Raw genomic sequence first — 14,385 nt, forward strand, 5'->3', positions numbered from 1 at the left:
CAGTGTGCAAAGCTATATTTATTTGGCGTTCTTATCGGGTTGATGAATACCGAATGTATTTCCTTCTGTATCGATGTAATACCCTTGCCAAGCCATTCCGGGCAACGCGTATTTGGGTAATGCGAGTTTGCCTCCAAGCTGAAGGATTTTTGCTTCGGTGGAGTCGTAATCTCCTACTCCTATAGTACAGGCATAGCCGTTCATAGGCTGACCGGGTTGGGGGGAAATACCGTGACGTTTCACTAAAGCCCCGTTGATTCCTAATTCATTATCATCGCCCGTCACTGCCCCGAAATAGGGCATTCCGGCATAGTCGCTCCAATCTTCAAACGTCCATCCAAAGACCTCTTCATAAAATTTTTTTGCGCGTTCCATATCATCGACGTGAACCTCGAAGTGAACTAATCTACCCATGATGACCTCCTATGTTTTGGCTTTAATACAGCTTTAATATGGGCTATCCCTACTTTATCTCCTTCTTCATTATTGTAAGTGTTTAGAAGAATTATACAGTTTCATAAAATGCACGATTAGAAAAGTGTTTATACAAGAATCACAGGGACTCTTGGAAGGATGGTCCTCTACGTATCCGATTTATTCAAAAGCTCCTTTATTTCACGGACTTGTTCCTCAGTTATTTGCTGCGATTGATGAATGGCCTGTAGCTGTTCCGCTACTTTTTCCAGCTGAACTTGGGCTTCTTGCTGGATTTTCTCGGTGTTTTTCTGCGTTTTGGAATTATCCATAATGACCAGGATGGTGAGGCCTGCACTAAAGACCGTCAAACCTCTAGCGATTTGGTTTAAATCCAGTTGATTCATGGCAAACAGACAATCGGCAAGCCCTGCGCCTATCAATATGCCACCGATCGTTACAATCCCCGTCGATTTCCACTTTTCCGCGATAATAAGGTGTTTCATCAAGAGATCTCCTTCAGGCTGCGCCTATATAACTTACTGATCACTTTCGGCCGAAATCTGCCTTAATCTCGCCCCAGGCTTCGGTATTCCACTTTAAGACTTTGTTGTTATAAGTGTTTGAACGAAGCCAATTCAGGGCTCGGTCAGCCAGCTCCCAAATCTCCTTCGTAGAAGAATCTCTTACAAGATTAGAGTTGATTTCTTTCTTTTTCAGCCAGCTAAGGGCCGTTCTGGAGTCCGAGTAGACGGTCTTGTTGCTGCCCTTTTCCTTTAAATAGGCTAGTCCGTGAATAATCGCAATGAATTCTCCGAGATTATTGGTGCCTTTCTGAATGGGACCGTGATAAAAGAGAAGCTCGCCCGTTTGTGTATCTACGCCTTTGTATTCAACAATTCCCGGATTTCCACTGCAACCGACATCAACGCTGATACTATCCATATCTATGTCCCCAGTTTGGTTTTTGGCGAGTGCTTCCTGTTTCTGCTGGACGGGCTTCGCGGTGCTTTTTTGACCCCAATGCTTATGCCACCCCTCCTGGAACGCTTGCTCGGCCTCTTTATAAGAATGGTATGACTTATACTTTGCATCGACGTATTGATTCGTCTGCGCCTGACATTCGGCCCACGTATGATATATTCCAGGTCTTCGGCCTGCCCAGACCACATAGAACTTTTGCTTTGACACTTTTCCACCTTCTCAACCTCAAAATTAAAAATAAACGATTTCAGGCTTAGCTTCGACAGAGATCTGCGGATCTCCTTTTATTTTTACCATATGAACAGCCTATATCTATCTACGATACATCAAGACCCAACGAGATAGAAAGCTTATGTTATAATTTAGTTATCATTTTCACTGGCGGGAGGATAAAACTTGAAATGGCTATTTTGAAGAATGACTGGGCGTCTGAACTGGAGAAGGAGTTTTCGAAGCCATACTATTTAAATCTTCGACAATTTCTGAAGGAGGAGTATCGGACGAGAACTATTTTTCCGGATAAATACGATATTTTCAATGCTTTGCACTATACATCATTAGCGGATACGAGGGTGGTCATCTTAGGGCAGGATCCGTATCATGGACCGGGACAGGCTCACGGCTTAAGCTTTTCTGTAAAAGAGGGCGTTAGTGCACCCCCATCCTTGCAAAATATGTTCAAAGAGCTTCGCGATGATCTGGGCTGCTATATTCCTAACAACGGTCATCTGGTGAAATGGACACAGCAAGGGGTACTGCTGCTAAACACGGTGCTTACAGTAAGGGCGCATGAGGCGAATTCTCATAAAAACCAGGGCTGGGAGAGCTTTACGGATAAAGTGATTGAGACTGTTAACCGGAAAGAGGAGCCTGTCGTGTTCCTGTTATGGGGAAGTCATGCTCAGAAGAAAGTGGAGCTTATTACAAACCCGCGGCACAGGATTATTCGTTCGCCGCATCCAAGTCCGTTGTCTGCGCATCGGGGATTTTTTGGCAGCAGGCCATTTTCTCGTACGAATGAATTTCTGCGCGAGGCGGGGCTCCCGGAAATTGATTGGCAAATCCCGAACTTGTAAGAATAGGCCTCTACTAAAAAACCAACAACACTCTGACCGCAAGAGGTCGGAGTGTTGTTTTTGTAGAGCAGAATAGGAGGATGACGTTCTTCGGCTGGCAGACTAACTGCGGGTGTTCTGAATAAGGAATATAACTATCGCGATCACGATTACCCATAATAGCGGTAGATTTGCCATGACATAAGCCCATTTAAAGGAGAGGCGTTTGTAAAATAGCCAGCAAAAATACGACAAAAGGGGACCGAGTGGATAACTCATCATAATTATTGCAAAAGCACCTATGAACCTATTTGCGGGTGAGTTGCCGGGACCATCACCTGAAAAGGCAACAATATGAGCATCATAGGATACAGTAGCAGGGTCAGACTGTAGAAGATGTTTAAAATAAGCAGAATCGTAAATGCTTTTTGATTTTTCAAATAAAAGTCCTCCAGAGGGGATCAATTATACTAGTTCTACATGTTACATTATAGGAAAACTTGAAAAAAGCGACAATAGTGTTTAAGAATCTACACATAAAACCACTAAACCTAACGTTTAGTGGTTTTCTTTCGGGCAGAGATCCGTCCGCAGGTTTGACTTTGTGGGAAGAGGTATGGGGTGATTCGCGATGCGATAACACGATGTCCCCGATCATTGGGGTGGATAGGCAGTCGTCCGCTTAACGCATCTTCTATTTTTCCGTTTTGATATCCGTAGATAAGCTCCGCCTGTCTTCCTTTAAACCATTTATGAGCGGGGGCTACCGTGACATTAAAGTGCTGGGCCAATTCGCTTATGATTTGGTTAAGCCCACTGATCGATTCGACCGCGAGGGGACTGTTCGGAAACGGGTTATACTGCGTACAGCATATGATCCGAGCGTGGCATCCTTTCCGGATATGAGTAAAAATGGCGCCTAGATTACGTCTATAGTTGGTGACAAATGGTTTTATGGCTAGTGGCTTGTTGCTTTTGAGCGAAGACAGGGCCGCATTGGCCAAGTCTACGCCTCCAATCCACACAGATACGACAGAGGCAGGTTGGATGACAGGGCCTCCCCGCCATATCACAGCGTCCAATAGATCGTGGCTATTCCAGCCAGGCTGGGCCAGAACGAACCCGCGAACCTTGCATGAATCCGAATCCATTGCAGATACGGCTAACCTGGGATAAGCCTTAGCCAGTGAAGAGGCATTCTCCCCATAGGTGATGGAATCTCCAAGAGCTGTATAGATCATAAGAATATCATCAACCCCACTCTTAATCATATATACAACAGAATTAGTACATCCTGAAGATATTATATTGCAGCACTGAACAGGTTGTTTGGACTAATCCGAGCTTTTACCATTGTGGTGTTTGGCCCCGGAGCAAATAATGACTCTCTATTAAACAGGAAAAGCGACCAATAAGGTCGCTTAGGTCACCAGCCAGAAGTGATACATATTATTAATGCGAGCAACCATAGCAATGGTAGATTCGCAATGATATAGGCCCATTTCATGGAGATATATTTGTGAAACAACCAGCAAAATACGACAGAAGTGGTCCCAACGGATAACTGATTAATATTGTTGCAAAGGCCATAGTCGGCCCAACTCAAGGTTCTACCGGCGGGACCATCACCGGAGTAGATAACGATGATAAGCATTACAGGATACAATAGCAGGCTTAGACCATAGAGTATGTTTATAGTAAAATTTTAAATGCAGTTGGATTTTTCAATAAAAAGCCCTCCATGTGGAAAAAATTAGGGTATCGACTCTACAAGCTATTATAGGGTCGCTTGGAAAATATGACAATAATTTATGTTATTTTACATGATTTGAAGGCTCACTTGAAATTGATATTAAATCGGTCCTCGTTAAGACTGCTTGGTCCCGGGATCCTGGACTGTGGAGAAGATGCCATGCTGTGTATTGTTCGGGGTATAGATGGGCAGCTGACATTCCGTCAACGGGAACCGCGACCTGATATCCACGGAATGCGGCGGCTACCGCTGTATGAAGAACAGCTCCGTTTGCTGCATACCCCGTGATAATAACGTTCTGAATATGGTGTTTACGTAAAATATCTTCCAAGTTTGTTTCGTAGAATTTATCTACGTTCGATTTTACGATGGGATCTGTAGTGTAGGGACTTAAATGCTGATTAATGTCGGCTATATTCCCTGTACGGGTAAGGCTATAGACAACTGACATGCCTGCCTGACGTGCCTTATTCAGTAAGCTCTTGATTCTGGGAATGGACGCCACGCAGCGATGCTTGTTGCATATCGAATTCTCCATATCCAGGATAAGGAGTGCGGTACTTTTGGGATCAACGTAGATCGACTTTAACTCTGGCGCAGGCGGGGGGATTACGGCATCCCATTCATTGATGATGGTAGGGTCAGCCCGCCAATAGCCGCAAAAGGGACAGCGGTATCTCATAACAATCCTCCTAGATCGGTCTATTCATTAGCCTATGTGACGAGTTTAAAAAGGTGTCTGCAAGGTGAATAATCGGTCCCGGTTCTGCAGCAATTTGGTGCTCGTCAGACAATCAATTTTTTCAATATGATCGGTTTTCCGTTAACCAGCTTGGAGGATGGCCGGATGTTAAAGTATCCGACGGCAACACGCGATTTACAATTGTCTGCCAGACAGAGCAGGGTGATCTGATCATATGGCCTGTTTGGATTAAGCCCGTATCCTATTCATCGTTAAAAGACCACCATAAAGGTGGTCTTTTTGCGTTTTAACAGGTCACTTTCTTGTAATTTTGAGCAGAAAATTGCTGTGTTTTGGGAAAATAAATCAGCAAAATGAAGTGTTTTTTGGTTTGTTATGTTACTTAATATATGTTAAACTTCAATTATGTAACATTATTTCGGAGGGATACTCGGTGCAATATGTAAATCCGATTCGAGACGTTGAGACGATTCAAGCGATGAAACTGGAGCTGAGGAAGAGTTCAATAAGAGACCTGTTGCTGTTTGTATTAGGAATAAATACAGGGATTAACCTTTTTGATTTATTGCACCTTACTGTACAGGATGTCTGGGATGGCCAAAGTGCTAAGCAGTACCTTTATGTTAAGGATGAGAAGACTGGGGAAGAAAAGGCCTATTACCTGAACAGCAAAATTGCGGAGATTTTAGTGGAGTATCTGTCCAGTATGGATTGGAAGGCAGCGGATTACCTGTTCAAGTCGAAGAAGGATTCCCAGCCTATTACTCGCCAGCAGGTTTACCGTATTATTAATCACGTAGCCAGGGAGGTAGGGATTTCAGAGAAGATCGGGGCGCATACACTGAGGAAGACATTTGGTTATCATGCGTACCATAAGGGCATTGCCATTTCCATCATCAAGTCGATTTTGAATCATCACTCTACAGCAGAAACCTTGAAGTATTTAGGGGTCGATCGCAGCGAAAATCAGCCTATCAAAGTAGATGTGAATTTATAAGGGTCCGTCTTGCGGCATAATAAAAGCTCCCCACATGCAATGATGCGGAGAGCTTGAATACATTTCCTTTTTTATTCCTCTACATGGTCTAGATTCAACGCTGGCGGGATATCCACATTTTTCAATTCGGTAACCGTTCCATCGGTAACCAGAACTTGCAGAGTTTCAGCGTCTTTCATAAAGCGGAATATCCCATTATCGAAGTCAGTATCAACTTCTTTGAAGAAGATGCCTTCATATACGGTATCTTTGTCATGATTGAAGCTAAGCTGAAATTTATCTTCATCCTTCATCAGATAAGCACGTACACCCTTTTCATAAATCCCTTCTTCATCCCGGATATAGCGGGCAACAGAAATAATGTGCAAATCAACAAATGGGATATCACGGACTAAGGAATTGATAATCGATCCCTTCGTGATTTGCTCCCAACGACTATGGGCCGTCTGGCCGAGAACGATCTGTGTAATGTTGTGATCTCTGGCTACTTCTGCAATGACTTTGGAAATAGGGCGGCTTTCATTATCCTTGATAATAAATTGTGCGGATTCATGAGAATTGGCGAACTTCTTCCATTGTTCAATATAAAATACCTTCTCGGCATCGAGTTCATCGAACGGCTTGGGATCAATTGTGAGTATATAGAGTGGGGCCTGTAGCATGTTGGCGATCTTACAACCGCGCTTGATTAGCCGCTCTCCATTTGGTCCATAATAAACGCAGACAAGGATACTTTCGTTATACAAATTATTCATTTTTGACCTTTTCACCTCAAGTTTAATAGTAAGGCTCCTTTAAACTATGTAAGACTATAATTGATGTTAACCAAAGAGTCAAACCCTAATTAAGACAATAAGATTGATAAAACTCATTAGTGGGGAGGAGTACTTTGATTACGTTCTATAGCTTTGTTTTTCTTCCGTTTATTTTCGCGTTGCTTGTCCCCTTCTTGTATAAGTATTTGAATCGTCAAGTACACACAGGGTGGTTTGTATTATTAGTACCCTTAACCATCTTTATCTACCTGCTGAAATATATACCTGGCGTAGCATCCGGGACAACATTTGAATATACCTTGACCTGGATTCCGAGCTTCGGAATTAGTATTACGTCCTATATTGACGGCCTCGGATTGCTATTCGCTCTACTTATTACGGGCGTCGGGACCTTAGTTATCATTTATTCTATCTTCTATATGTCTAAGGTTCGGGAGGCTCTCCATAACTTCTATGTATACCTGCTCTTATTCATGGGCGCAATGCTGGGGCTCGTATTCTCGGATCATTTATTGGTTCTGTATGGATTCTGGGAGTTGACCAGCGTCTCCTCTTTCTTGCTTATCGCCTATTGGTATGAGCGGAAGGGTTCGCGTCAGGGCGCATTGAGAGCGCTATTGATTACTGTATTGGGCGGCTTCGGTATGTTGGCCGGGTTTATTATGCTCATCATGATGGGGGATACCTACAGTATTCGGGAACTCATTGCGAATATGGATGTCATCCAAGGGCATACCCTGTTCATTCCTGCGCTGCTTTGCATTTTATTAGGAGCTTTTACGAAGTCAGCTCAGTTTCCATTCGGAATATGGTTGCCGGGCGCGATGGAAGCGCCAACCCCTGTGAGCAGTTATCTCCATTCTGCGACGATGGTCAAAGCGGGCATTTATTTAGTCGCGAGAATGACTCCGATTTTTGGCGGCAGCGCGGTGTGGTTCTGGCTTGTAGCTGGAATTGGACTTGTTACGCTTCTCTATGGCTCATTAACTGCGCTTAGACAGACGGATTTGAAGGCGTTACTGGCCTATTCTACTATTAGCCAATTAGGGCTGATCATGTGTTTATTGGGTATCGGTTCTTTAGCGGTCTATTTTGGACCTGGCGAGACTGGAACGGTGTTCATGGTGGCTACATTTGCTGCCTTATTCCATTTGTTCAATCACTCTACCTTTAAAGGCAGCTTGTTTATGGTTGTCGGAATTATTGACCATGAGACGGGCCGTCGGGATATTCGCTATTTAGGCGGTCTTATGCAAGTGATGCCGATCACGTTCACGATCGCCTTGGTCGGTGGCTTGTCTATGGCAGGTTTACCGCCATTTAACGGATTTTTGAGTAAGGAAATGTTCTTTGCCGCGGTGAATGACGTATCCCAAGCCGGCATTTTCGGGTTGGGCAAGATAGGGTTGTTGTTCCCGATCATTGCTTGGGTAGCCAGCATATTTACGTTTGTCTACTGCATGATTTTCATTTTCAAAACCTTTGGCGGGGTGTATCGTCCCGAAAAGCTGACGCGCCAAGTGCATGAGGCTCCTCTGGGGATGTTGATCTCTCCAATTGTATTAGGTTTGTTCGTCATAATCATCTTCTTCTTCCCGAATGTGTTGGGGAAATACATTCTTACCCCAGCATTAACTTCGATTTTACCCGGCATCCCAATTTCTTCCTATGATGTAAAAATAAGCGCCTGGCATGGACTAAATTTAGAGCTCATCATGACGATCGGGGTGGTGGTTATCGGTCTGCTCCTCTTTAAAACAGCGAAGCGGTGGATCCAGATCATGCGGAACTATCCGCAGGGACTAACGCTTAATCATTTTTACAATGTGGGCTTATCAGGAACCGAGAGGCTGTCGGCTTCCCTGACCAATCGATATATGACAGGATCGCTGAGACATTATTTAATCTACATCTTCTCGTTCTTCGTAATTTTGCTGCTGGGATCGCTACTGCTGTTCCATGGCATCCAGTTTGATTTCTCCAATGACGCAGCGATTAGCATTTATGAGGCCGGGCTCGTAGTCGCTATGATTATTGCCTCATTAACCGTATTGCTAGCGGGCAATCGAATATTGGCGATTGTTGCCTTGGGCGCGTTAGGATATATGGTTTCTATGTTCTTTGTGATCTTCCGGGCACCGGATCTGGCATTGACACAAATGGTTGTTGAGACGGTAACAACGGTACTGTTCTTGTTGTGCTTCTACCATCTGCCGAAGATGACGAAGAGGATCGAACGTATTCCTTTTAAACTGACGAACCTGATTATATCCATCGCTGTAGGATTAACAGTAACTATACTGGCTTTGTCCGCGAATGGACATAAGCTGTTTGAACCGATTACCTCATTTTTTGAAAATGCGTATGAGCTGGCAGGGGCCAAAAATATCGTTAATGCGATACTAGTCGATTTCCGCGGCTTTGATACGATGCTGGAGATATCCGTTCTAACGATTGCTGGTTTGGGGGTATACATCCTGGTGCATCAGCGCTCTAAAAGGAGGGAACAACGTGAAACCGAATAATGTGATATTGAGAAGTGTCACCCGAGTCGCCGTAGTCATTATTCTAACCTTCTCATTTTACTTGTTTATGAACGGTCACCATAATCCCGGAGGCGGATTTATTGGCGGGCTGAGTACCGCAGCGGCGATTGTCCTCATGTATCTTTCCTTTGGAGTCGAGAAGGTCAGGGAGAATATACGAATGGATTTCAAGAAGCTTGCCGCCATCGGCGTGCTTATCGCTATTGGAACGGGAACGGTAAGTGTACTGTTCGGCAAGCCGTTCCTGACCCAGACCTTCGGTCATGTTGATTTGCCCATTTTTGGCGATACTGAGCTTGCTTCTGCTTTAATCTTTGATACCGGGGTTGCCCTAGCTGTGATAGGGACCGCAGTCAACATTATTCTAAGCATAAGTGAGGACCGCTAATATGGAGACGCTTATTGTCATACTTGTCGGTATTTTAGTATCCATTGGAACCTATTTGATTCTGTCGAGGCAGTTGCTGCGAATTGTGCTTGGCGCATCTATTCTAAGTCATGCCGTAAATTTACTGATTATCACTTCAGGGGGCCTGAAGACGGGGAGCGCGCCGCTTCTTGGAGAGAAGGTGGCCACCTATACGGATGCGATCCCGCAAGCATTGATTCTAACAGCCATCGTTATCAATTTCGCTGTGACAGCGGTAGTACTAGTTTTGTGTTATCGTACCTATCAAAACTTCGGGACGGATGACATGGAGCAATTAAGGGGAAATGAGCATGAATAATTTATTGATTACTCCCGTCGTCATTCCTCTGTTTATAGGAATGGTGCTGATCCTTTTCCAGAGAAATATTAAGCTTCAGCGGGTGCTTAGCCTGATTGCTTTATTGGTGACAAGTGTAATATCCGTTTTGTTAATGAACCAGATTAGAGATGACGGTATTCAAACCTTGCAGTTAGGCGGCTGGGAAGCGCCGTTTGGCATCAGCTTTGTTGGCGATATGTTCAGCGCGTTGCTGCTGCTGGCAACCTCGGTGGTCTCGATATGCTGTCTGATCTATGCCTTCTCATCGATAGGCCGCAAGCAAGAGAAGCTGTATTTCTATCCGTTGTTTTTGTTCCTGGTTACTGGTGTTAACGGCTCGTTCTTAACGGGAGACTTATTTAACTTATATGTCTTTTTTGAAGTATTCCTGGTTGCCTCTTATGTGTTAATTACGATGGGGGGAGAGAAGAGACAGCTTGGGGAGTCGCTTAAATATATTTTTACAAATATTATTTCATCGGCCTTCTTTCTAATAGGTATTGCTTATTTATACTCCATCACAGGTACGCTCAATCTCGCCCATTTGTCGATTCGGATTGCTGAGGTCGGCCAGGACGGGTTAATTACAACCGTTGCCTTTCTATTTTTGATTGTATTTGCCCTAAAAGCGGGACTGCTGCTGTATTACTGGCTGCCGGGGTCCTACAGCGTGCCGCCAACGGCCATCGCCAGCATCTTTGCCGCGCTGCTCACCAAGGTGGGGATCTACGCTATTTTCAGAATGTTCACGCTGATCTTCTACCACGAGCCTCAGATCACCCATCTCCTTATAGGAATATTGGCTGCGATTACGATGGTCTTAGGCGGGCTCGGAGCGATAGGTTATTGGGATTTGCGAAAAATATTAACGTTTAATGTGGTCATCAGTGTCGGGTTTATTATGGCTGGACTCGTCGCATTAACCCCGGCCGGCATCACGGGCTCCATCTATTATTTGATCCACGACATGTTGATTAAGGCGCTTGTATTTCTGATCGGGGGGACCCTTATCCATCTGACGGGAACGAGTAATCTGAAGGATATCAGCGGCTTGATTCGCCTTCATCCGCAGTTGGGTTGGATGTTCTTCATTGCCGCTTTATCCATGGTAGGGATACCGCCGTTAAGTGGGTTTCTCGGTAAAGTGTTTATCACGCAGGGGACTTTTGAGGCCGGTTATTTCTGGCTTGGCGGAATCGGTCTGCTGGCAAGCTTGTTCATTCTGTACTCCATGATCAAAATCTTTATGAATGCATTCTGGGGGGAGACGATCCTGAGTGCGGAGGAAGAGAAGGGAACCACAAAGGGTTTGCTGCTTCCAATTGCTCTATTGACCATCGCCAGTCTTACCCTGGGAATTGGCGCTGAAGGCCTTGCCGGATATGTGGCCCAAGCCGCAGAAGAATTGCTTGATCCGAGTCTGTATATTCATGCAGTGTTTGACTAAAGGGGGGAGATCACTTTGCCCGTTCAGGTTCTACTCAATATATTTATAGCCTACTTATGGATGTTTCTTCAGGACAGCACGAGCATCATTAACTTTATCAGCGGCTATTTTGTTGGTTTACTGGTTCTGTTCTTTATGCGTCGCTTCTTTCAAAAGCCATTTTATCCCTTCACACTGGCTGCGGTTGGCAAGCTGCTGATCATATTTATTCACGAGCTGGCTACTTCCTCGTTGATGGTTATGAAGCATGTACTCCGTCCTAAGCTCGATGTCAAACCGGGAATTTTCAAAGTGGAGACGGATTTGGAGGGGGATTTGGAAATTACGCTCCTGTCCTTATTGATCTGCTTAACACCAGGTTCAGTCGTTATGGAGATCACCCCAGATGAGAAAGTGTTGTACGTGCATGGTCTGAATATGCCTGAGTCCAAGGATTCGGTGTTAAAGTCAAAATTAGTGTTTGAAAAAGCGATAAAGGATGTGACGAGAAAATGATCTTTGAAATCATATTAACGATCGCTTTATGTCTGTTAATGCTGGCGATTATGGCTAATTTATATCGGGTTATCAAGGGACCATCCAGTGCGGATCGGGTTCAAGCCCTCGATTCGATCGGCATTAATCTGATCGCTAGTATTGCTGTGTTCTCTGTGTTATTGCACACCCATGCCTTCTTTGATCTGATTTTATTGATCGGCATCCTGTCGTTTATAGGAACGGTGGCCTTTGCCAGGTTCATTGAAAGAGGTGTTGTCATTGAGCGGAAGCAGTGAAGTCGTCGGTGCGGTTTTTATCCTGATCGGGGCCATTATTAGCTTGATCAGCGCTATCGGTAATGTTCGACTGCCGGATGTGTATACGAGATCTCATGCTGCATCTAAAAGTTCTACGCTTGGCGTGCTATGTACGTTGGTTGGAACCTTGCTGTACTTCTTGATTTCCGACGGTTATTTCAGCATCCGCCTCATCTTGGGCATCTTCTTTGTATTTCTGACAGCTCCGGTAGCGGCTCACGTGATCTGCCGGGCAGCCTATCGTCATCAAGTGCCATTGGCAGAGGAGAGCGCTCAGGATGAATTGAAGGACTATTATATGGAGAATGAGAATCCGGACACAGAGACTAAGTTGAACCTGATCCACGAAGAGGCCAGAATGTAAGGTTATCAAAAACCACTAAACCTAACGTTTAGTGGTTTTTTTGATGATAGAGGTGCGGCCGCCGGGCAGATATCCAATGATTAAGTGCAAAAGGATATTGTGGCCGGGGTTTTGCCATTTTAATGATTGATTATATGCCATATTCTCTTGCTAATTCGGTCTGTGGGACTCTCCAGAGCTCAATCCACTTCTTGATCGCGGTAATCATAATAATTAACCCTAATATCAACATGACGATGGAAAGAATGCCATTTAACAAGCTATAACTATTGGAAGCTGGGTTCAGATACACATGTTTCACCATCCAGTAGCCTGCGGCGTTGACAGTTACGTATAGATAGGCTAGCGGTACCAAGCATGTGAGCACATACCAGCGTTTATCTGCAATCTTCAGAACAATTGTCGCGCCAACAATTAATCCAATGGATGCCATCAATTGGTTGGAAACTCCGAATAATGCCCAGATCGAGCTGATGTCCCCCGAATAGAGAAGATAGCCCCAGACGAAACACGCCAACCCACTTGCGAAAATGTTGCCAGGCAGCCAATCCGTTCTTTTTAATGGTTTATAGAGATCTCCGAAGAAATCCTGAATCAAATAGCGTGCTACACGAGTACCAGAGTCGATTGCCGTAAGAATAAAGACCGCTTCAAACAGAATGACAAATTGGTAGAAGTAAGAAGCTAAGTTTGCAAACCATGGAAGTTTAGTGAAGATATAAGTCATACCCACAGCCAGCGTGACCGCTCCACCCGTACGTCCTTCCAGATCCATGCCAACCTCTGCGGCTAAATCTTTCAGATGAACGGTATCCATTCCGAGGGCGGCGAATGCTTCAGGTGAGGAGTTAATTGCAAAGTAATCTCCCGGCTGAAGGGAAACAGCAGCGATCAAAGCCATAATGGCTACCAGACATTCAACAAGCATAGCACCGAAGGCCACGGGCTTAATATCCTTCCAGCGATTGATCATTTTAGGTGTAGTGCCTGATCCTACGAATGCGTGAAATCCTGAAATGGCGCCACAAGCAATGGTAATGGAAATGAATGGCCAAACGGGACCTGCGACGATGGGACCTCCACCATGACATAATCAAGATAAAGCCGACGATGGTTGCTCCCTTTAAATGGCCTGTAATCCGGTGGTAGACCCCTACGCCCATAGCAATCGGGATGGTAATGCCCACGGAGAAAACACCCCAAGGATTGTGCTCCAGGGCATGAAGTACTACCATAGAAAGTCCGGCCATGGTGATCGTGATGATAAATAACATGGCAAGTCCTGTACAAAAAGCCGCAACGGGACCCAACTCCTCTTTGGCAACTTCAGAGAGGGATTGTCCATTTTTTCTCATGGAAGCAAATAAGACAACGGCATCATGTACGGCTCCGCCGATAACAGCCCCAATAAGCAACCAGAGGAGTCCAGGCAAGCAACCGAACTGCGCGGCCAAGATAGGACCTACTAATGGACCTGCGGCAGCGATGGCTGCAAAGTGGTGACCAAAGGTGACCCATTTATTGGTGGGCACATAATCTTTGCCATCCTCCAGTTCATGGGCGGGTGTGTCCTTTGCGGCATCCATCTCCTCAAGCTTCAATATTTTTGCTGCCACAAATGTACCGTATAGACGGTAAGCAATTAACAAGATACATATGGAACCGACTACTATTGTAACCGCATTCATATTATGATCCCCCCATCGGATGAAAATAATGAGAATTTGAGATAATCATACCTGATGAAAACTGAAATTTATGATTTTCATCTTAGAACACCGAAAAGAGGGGATGGATTACAAA

Annotated in this window: 16 protein-coding genes and 1 pseudogene; 9 read left to right on the forward strand and 8 right to left on the reverse strand. The window is 44.8% G+C overall.

Annotated elements, in window-relative coordinates; translation table 11 throughout:
- Nucleotides 1-18 precede the first annotated feature (18 nt).
- From DMN77_RS00415 to rnhA, 3 genes are all read right to left on the reverse strand, one after another.
- The gene (locus tag DMN77_RS00415) at nucleotides 19-414 is read right to left on the reverse strand and encodes a VOC family protein (RefSeq protein ID WP_179013033.1); all 396 of its coding nucleotides are present in this window, start codon (nucleotides 412-414) and stop codon (nucleotides 19-21) included.
- A gap of 167 nt (nucleotides 415-581) precedes the next feature.
- Complete coding sequence (locus DMN77_RS00420) at nucleotides 582-920, reverse strand: hypothetical protein (RefSeq protein ID WP_068779215.1); 339 nt, start codon at nucleotides 918-920, stop codon at nucleotides 582-584.
- A 40-nt stretch (nucleotides 921-960) separates the two neighbouring features.
- Complete coding sequence (gene rnhA, locus DMN77_RS00425) at nucleotides 961-1,605, reverse strand: ribonuclease H (protein WP_068779216.1); 645 nt, start codon at nucleotides 1,603-1,605, stop codon at nucleotides 961-963.
- Nucleotides 1,606-1,799: 194 nt separating this feature from the next.
- On the opposite strand from rnhA, the gene DMN77_RS00430 reads away from it, so the two are divergent.
- Nucleotides 1,800-2,474, forward strand: a complete 675-nt coding sequence (locus DMN77_RS00430; RefSeq protein ID WP_068779217.1) for a uracil-DNA glycosylase — start codon at nucleotides 1,800-1,802, stop codon at nucleotides 2,472-2,474.
- A gap of 278 nt (nucleotides 2,475-2,752) precedes the next feature.
- Here DMN77_RS00430 and DMN77_RS23695 read toward each other — a convergent pair whose 3' ends face one another.
- From DMN77_RS23695 to DMN77_RS00445, 3 genes are all read right to left on the reverse strand, one after another.
- On the reverse strand, nucleotides 2,753-2,893 hold the full coding sequence (locus DMN77_RS23695) for a hypothetical protein (RefSeq protein WP_256872174.1): 141 nt from the start codon (nucleotides 2,891-2,893) through the stop codon (nucleotides 2,753-2,755).
- Nucleotides 2,894-3,004: 111 nt separating this feature from the next.
- The gene (locus DMN77_RS00440) at nucleotides 3,005-3,694 is read right to left on the reverse strand and encodes an SGNH/GDSL hydrolase family protein (RefSeq protein WP_179013035.1); all 690 of its coding nucleotides are present in this window, start codon (nucleotides 3,692-3,694) and stop codon (nucleotides 3,005-3,007) included.
- A 573-nt stretch (nucleotides 3,695-4,267) separates the two neighbouring features.
- Nucleotides 4,268-4,888, reverse strand: a complete 621-nt coding sequence (locus tag DMN77_RS00445; protein ID WP_179013036.1) for a cysteine hydrolase family protein — start codon at nucleotides 4,886-4,888, stop codon at nucleotides 4,268-4,270.
- 454 nt (nucleotides 4,889-5,342) lie between these two features.
- Here DMN77_RS00445 and DMN77_RS00450 point away from each other — a divergent pair, with 454 nt between their 5' ends.
- Nucleotides 5,343-5,906 carry a tyrosine-type recombinase/integrase gene (locus tag DMN77_RS00450; protein WP_068779220.1) on the forward strand — a complete coding sequence of 188 codons (564 nt, stop codon included), beginning with the start codon at nucleotides 5,343-5,345 and terminating at the stop codon, nucleotides 5,904-5,906.
- A gap of 71 nt (nucleotides 5,907-5,977) precedes the next feature.
- Here the strand turns inward: DMN77_RS00450 and DMN77_RS00455 are convergent, their stop codons facing one another.
- Nucleotides 5,978-6,661, reverse strand: coding sequence for a universal stress protein (locus tag DMN77_RS00455; protein ID WP_068779221.1), 684 nt, complete (start codon nucleotides 6,659-6,661; stop codon nucleotides 5,978-5,980).
- A 134-nt stretch (nucleotides 6,662-6,795) separates the two neighbouring features.
- Between DMN77_RS00455 and DMN77_RS00460 the strand changes: the two genes are divergently transcribed.
- From DMN77_RS00460 to DMN77_RS00490, 7 genes are read left to right on the forward strand one after another with little or no spacing between them, the layout of a single operon-like run.
- A complete protein-coding gene (locus DMN77_RS00460) occupies nucleotides 6,796-9,207 on the forward strand; it encodes a Na+/H+ antiporter subunit A (protein ID WP_179013038.1) in 2,412 nt (803 codons plus the stop codon).
- Entirely contained in the window at nucleotides 9,194-9,616 is a 423-nt protein-coding gene (locus tag DMN77_RS00465) for a Na(+)/H(+) antiporter subunit B (RefSeq protein WP_068779223.1), read from the forward strand. Before DMN77_RS00460 ends, DMN77_RS00465 begins: the two co-directional genes overlap by 14 nt.
- A 1-nt stretch (nucleotide 9,617) precedes the next feature.
- Nucleotides 9,618-9,956: a Na(+)/H(+) antiporter subunit C gene (locus DMN77_RS00470; RefSeq protein WP_068779224.1), complete on the forward strand. Its 339-nt coding sequence runs from the start codon at nucleotides 9,618-9,620 to the stop codon at nucleotides 9,954-9,956.
- Complete coding sequence (locus tag DMN77_RS00475; protein ID WP_068779225.1) at nucleotides 9,949-11,424, forward strand: Na+/H+ antiporter subunit D; 1,476 nt, start codon at nucleotides 9,949-9,951, stop codon at nucleotides 11,422-11,424. The genes DMN77_RS00470 and DMN77_RS00475 overlap by 8 nt, the downstream gene beginning before the upstream one ends.
- 15 nt (nucleotides 11,425-11,439) lie before the next feature.
- The gene (locus tag DMN77_RS00480) at nucleotides 11,440-11,919 is read left to right on the forward strand and encodes a Na+/H+ antiporter subunit E (RefSeq protein ID WP_068779226.1); all 480 of its coding nucleotides are present in this window, start codon (nucleotides 11,440-11,442) and stop codon (nucleotides 11,917-11,919) included.
- The gene (locus DMN77_RS00485; protein ID WP_068779227.1) at nucleotides 11,916-12,197 is read left to right on the forward strand and encodes a Na(+)/H(+) antiporter subunit F1; all 282 of its coding nucleotides are present in this window, start codon (nucleotides 11,916-11,918) and stop codon (nucleotides 12,195-12,197) included. The genes DMN77_RS00480 and DMN77_RS00485 overlap by 4 nt, the downstream gene beginning before the upstream one ends.
- On the forward strand, nucleotides 12,181-12,582 hold the full coding sequence (locus DMN77_RS00490; RefSeq protein ID WP_068779228.1) for a Na+/H+ antiporter subunit G: 402 nt from the start codon (nucleotides 12,181-12,183) through the stop codon (nucleotides 12,580-12,582). Before DMN77_RS00485 ends, DMN77_RS00490 begins: the two co-directional genes overlap by 17 nt.
- A gap of 130 nt (nucleotides 12,583-12,712) precedes the next feature.
- On the opposite strand, the pseudogene DMN77_RS00495 reads toward DMN77_RS00490, so the two are convergent.
- A pseudogene (locus tag DMN77_RS00495) lies at nucleotides 12,713-14,270 on the reverse strand (carbon starvation CstA family protein).
- Nucleotides 14,271-14,385: the final 115 nt, after the last annotated feature.

Source organism: Paenibacillus sp. 79R4, from assembly GCF_013393165.1.
In the GTDB taxonomy this organism is placed as follows: Bacteria; Bacillota; Bacilli; order Paenibacillales; family Paenibacillaceae; genus Fontibacillus.

What these genes read in the sequence shown, in the direction of transcription:
- DMN77_RS00415 (WP_179013033.1), bottom strand. Translation starts at nt 414, where the DNA reads ATGGGTAGATTAGTTCACTTCGAGGTTCACGTCGATGATATGGAACGC.
- DMN77_RS00420 (WP_068779215.1), bottom strand. Translation starts at nt 920, where the DNA reads ATGAAACACCTTATTATCGCGGAAAAGTGGAAATCGACGGGGATTGTA.
- DMN77_RS00430 (WP_068779217.1), top strand. Translation starts at nt 1,800, where the DNA reads ATGGCTATTTTGAAGAATGACTGGGCGTCTGAACTGGAGAAGGAGTTT.
- DMN77_RS00440 (WP_179013035.1), bottom strand. Translation starts at nt 3,694, where the DNA reads ATGATCTATACAGCTCTTGGAGATTCCATCACCTATGGGGAGAATGCC.
- DMN77_RS00445 (WP_179013036.1), bottom strand. Translation starts at nt 4,888, where the DNA reads ATGAGATACCGCTGTCCCTTTTGCGGCTATTGGCGGGCTGACCCTACC.
- DMN77_RS00455 (WP_068779221.1), bottom strand. Translation starts at nt 6,661, where the DNA reads ATGAATAATTTGTATAACGAAAGTATCCTTGTCTGCGTTTATTATGGA.
- DMN77_RS00470 (WP_068779224.1), top strand. Translation starts at nt 9,618, where the DNA reads ATGGAGACGCTTATTGTCATACTTGTCGGTATTTTAGTATCCATTGGA.
- DMN77_RS00475 (WP_068779225.1), top strand. Translation starts at nt 9,949, where the DNA reads ATGAATAATTTATTGATTACTCCCGTCGTCATTCCTCTGTTTATAGGA.
- DMN77_RS00485 (WP_068779227.1), top strand. Translation starts at nt 11,916, where the DNA reads ATGATCTTTGAAATCATATTAACGATCGCTTTATGTCTGTTAATGCTG.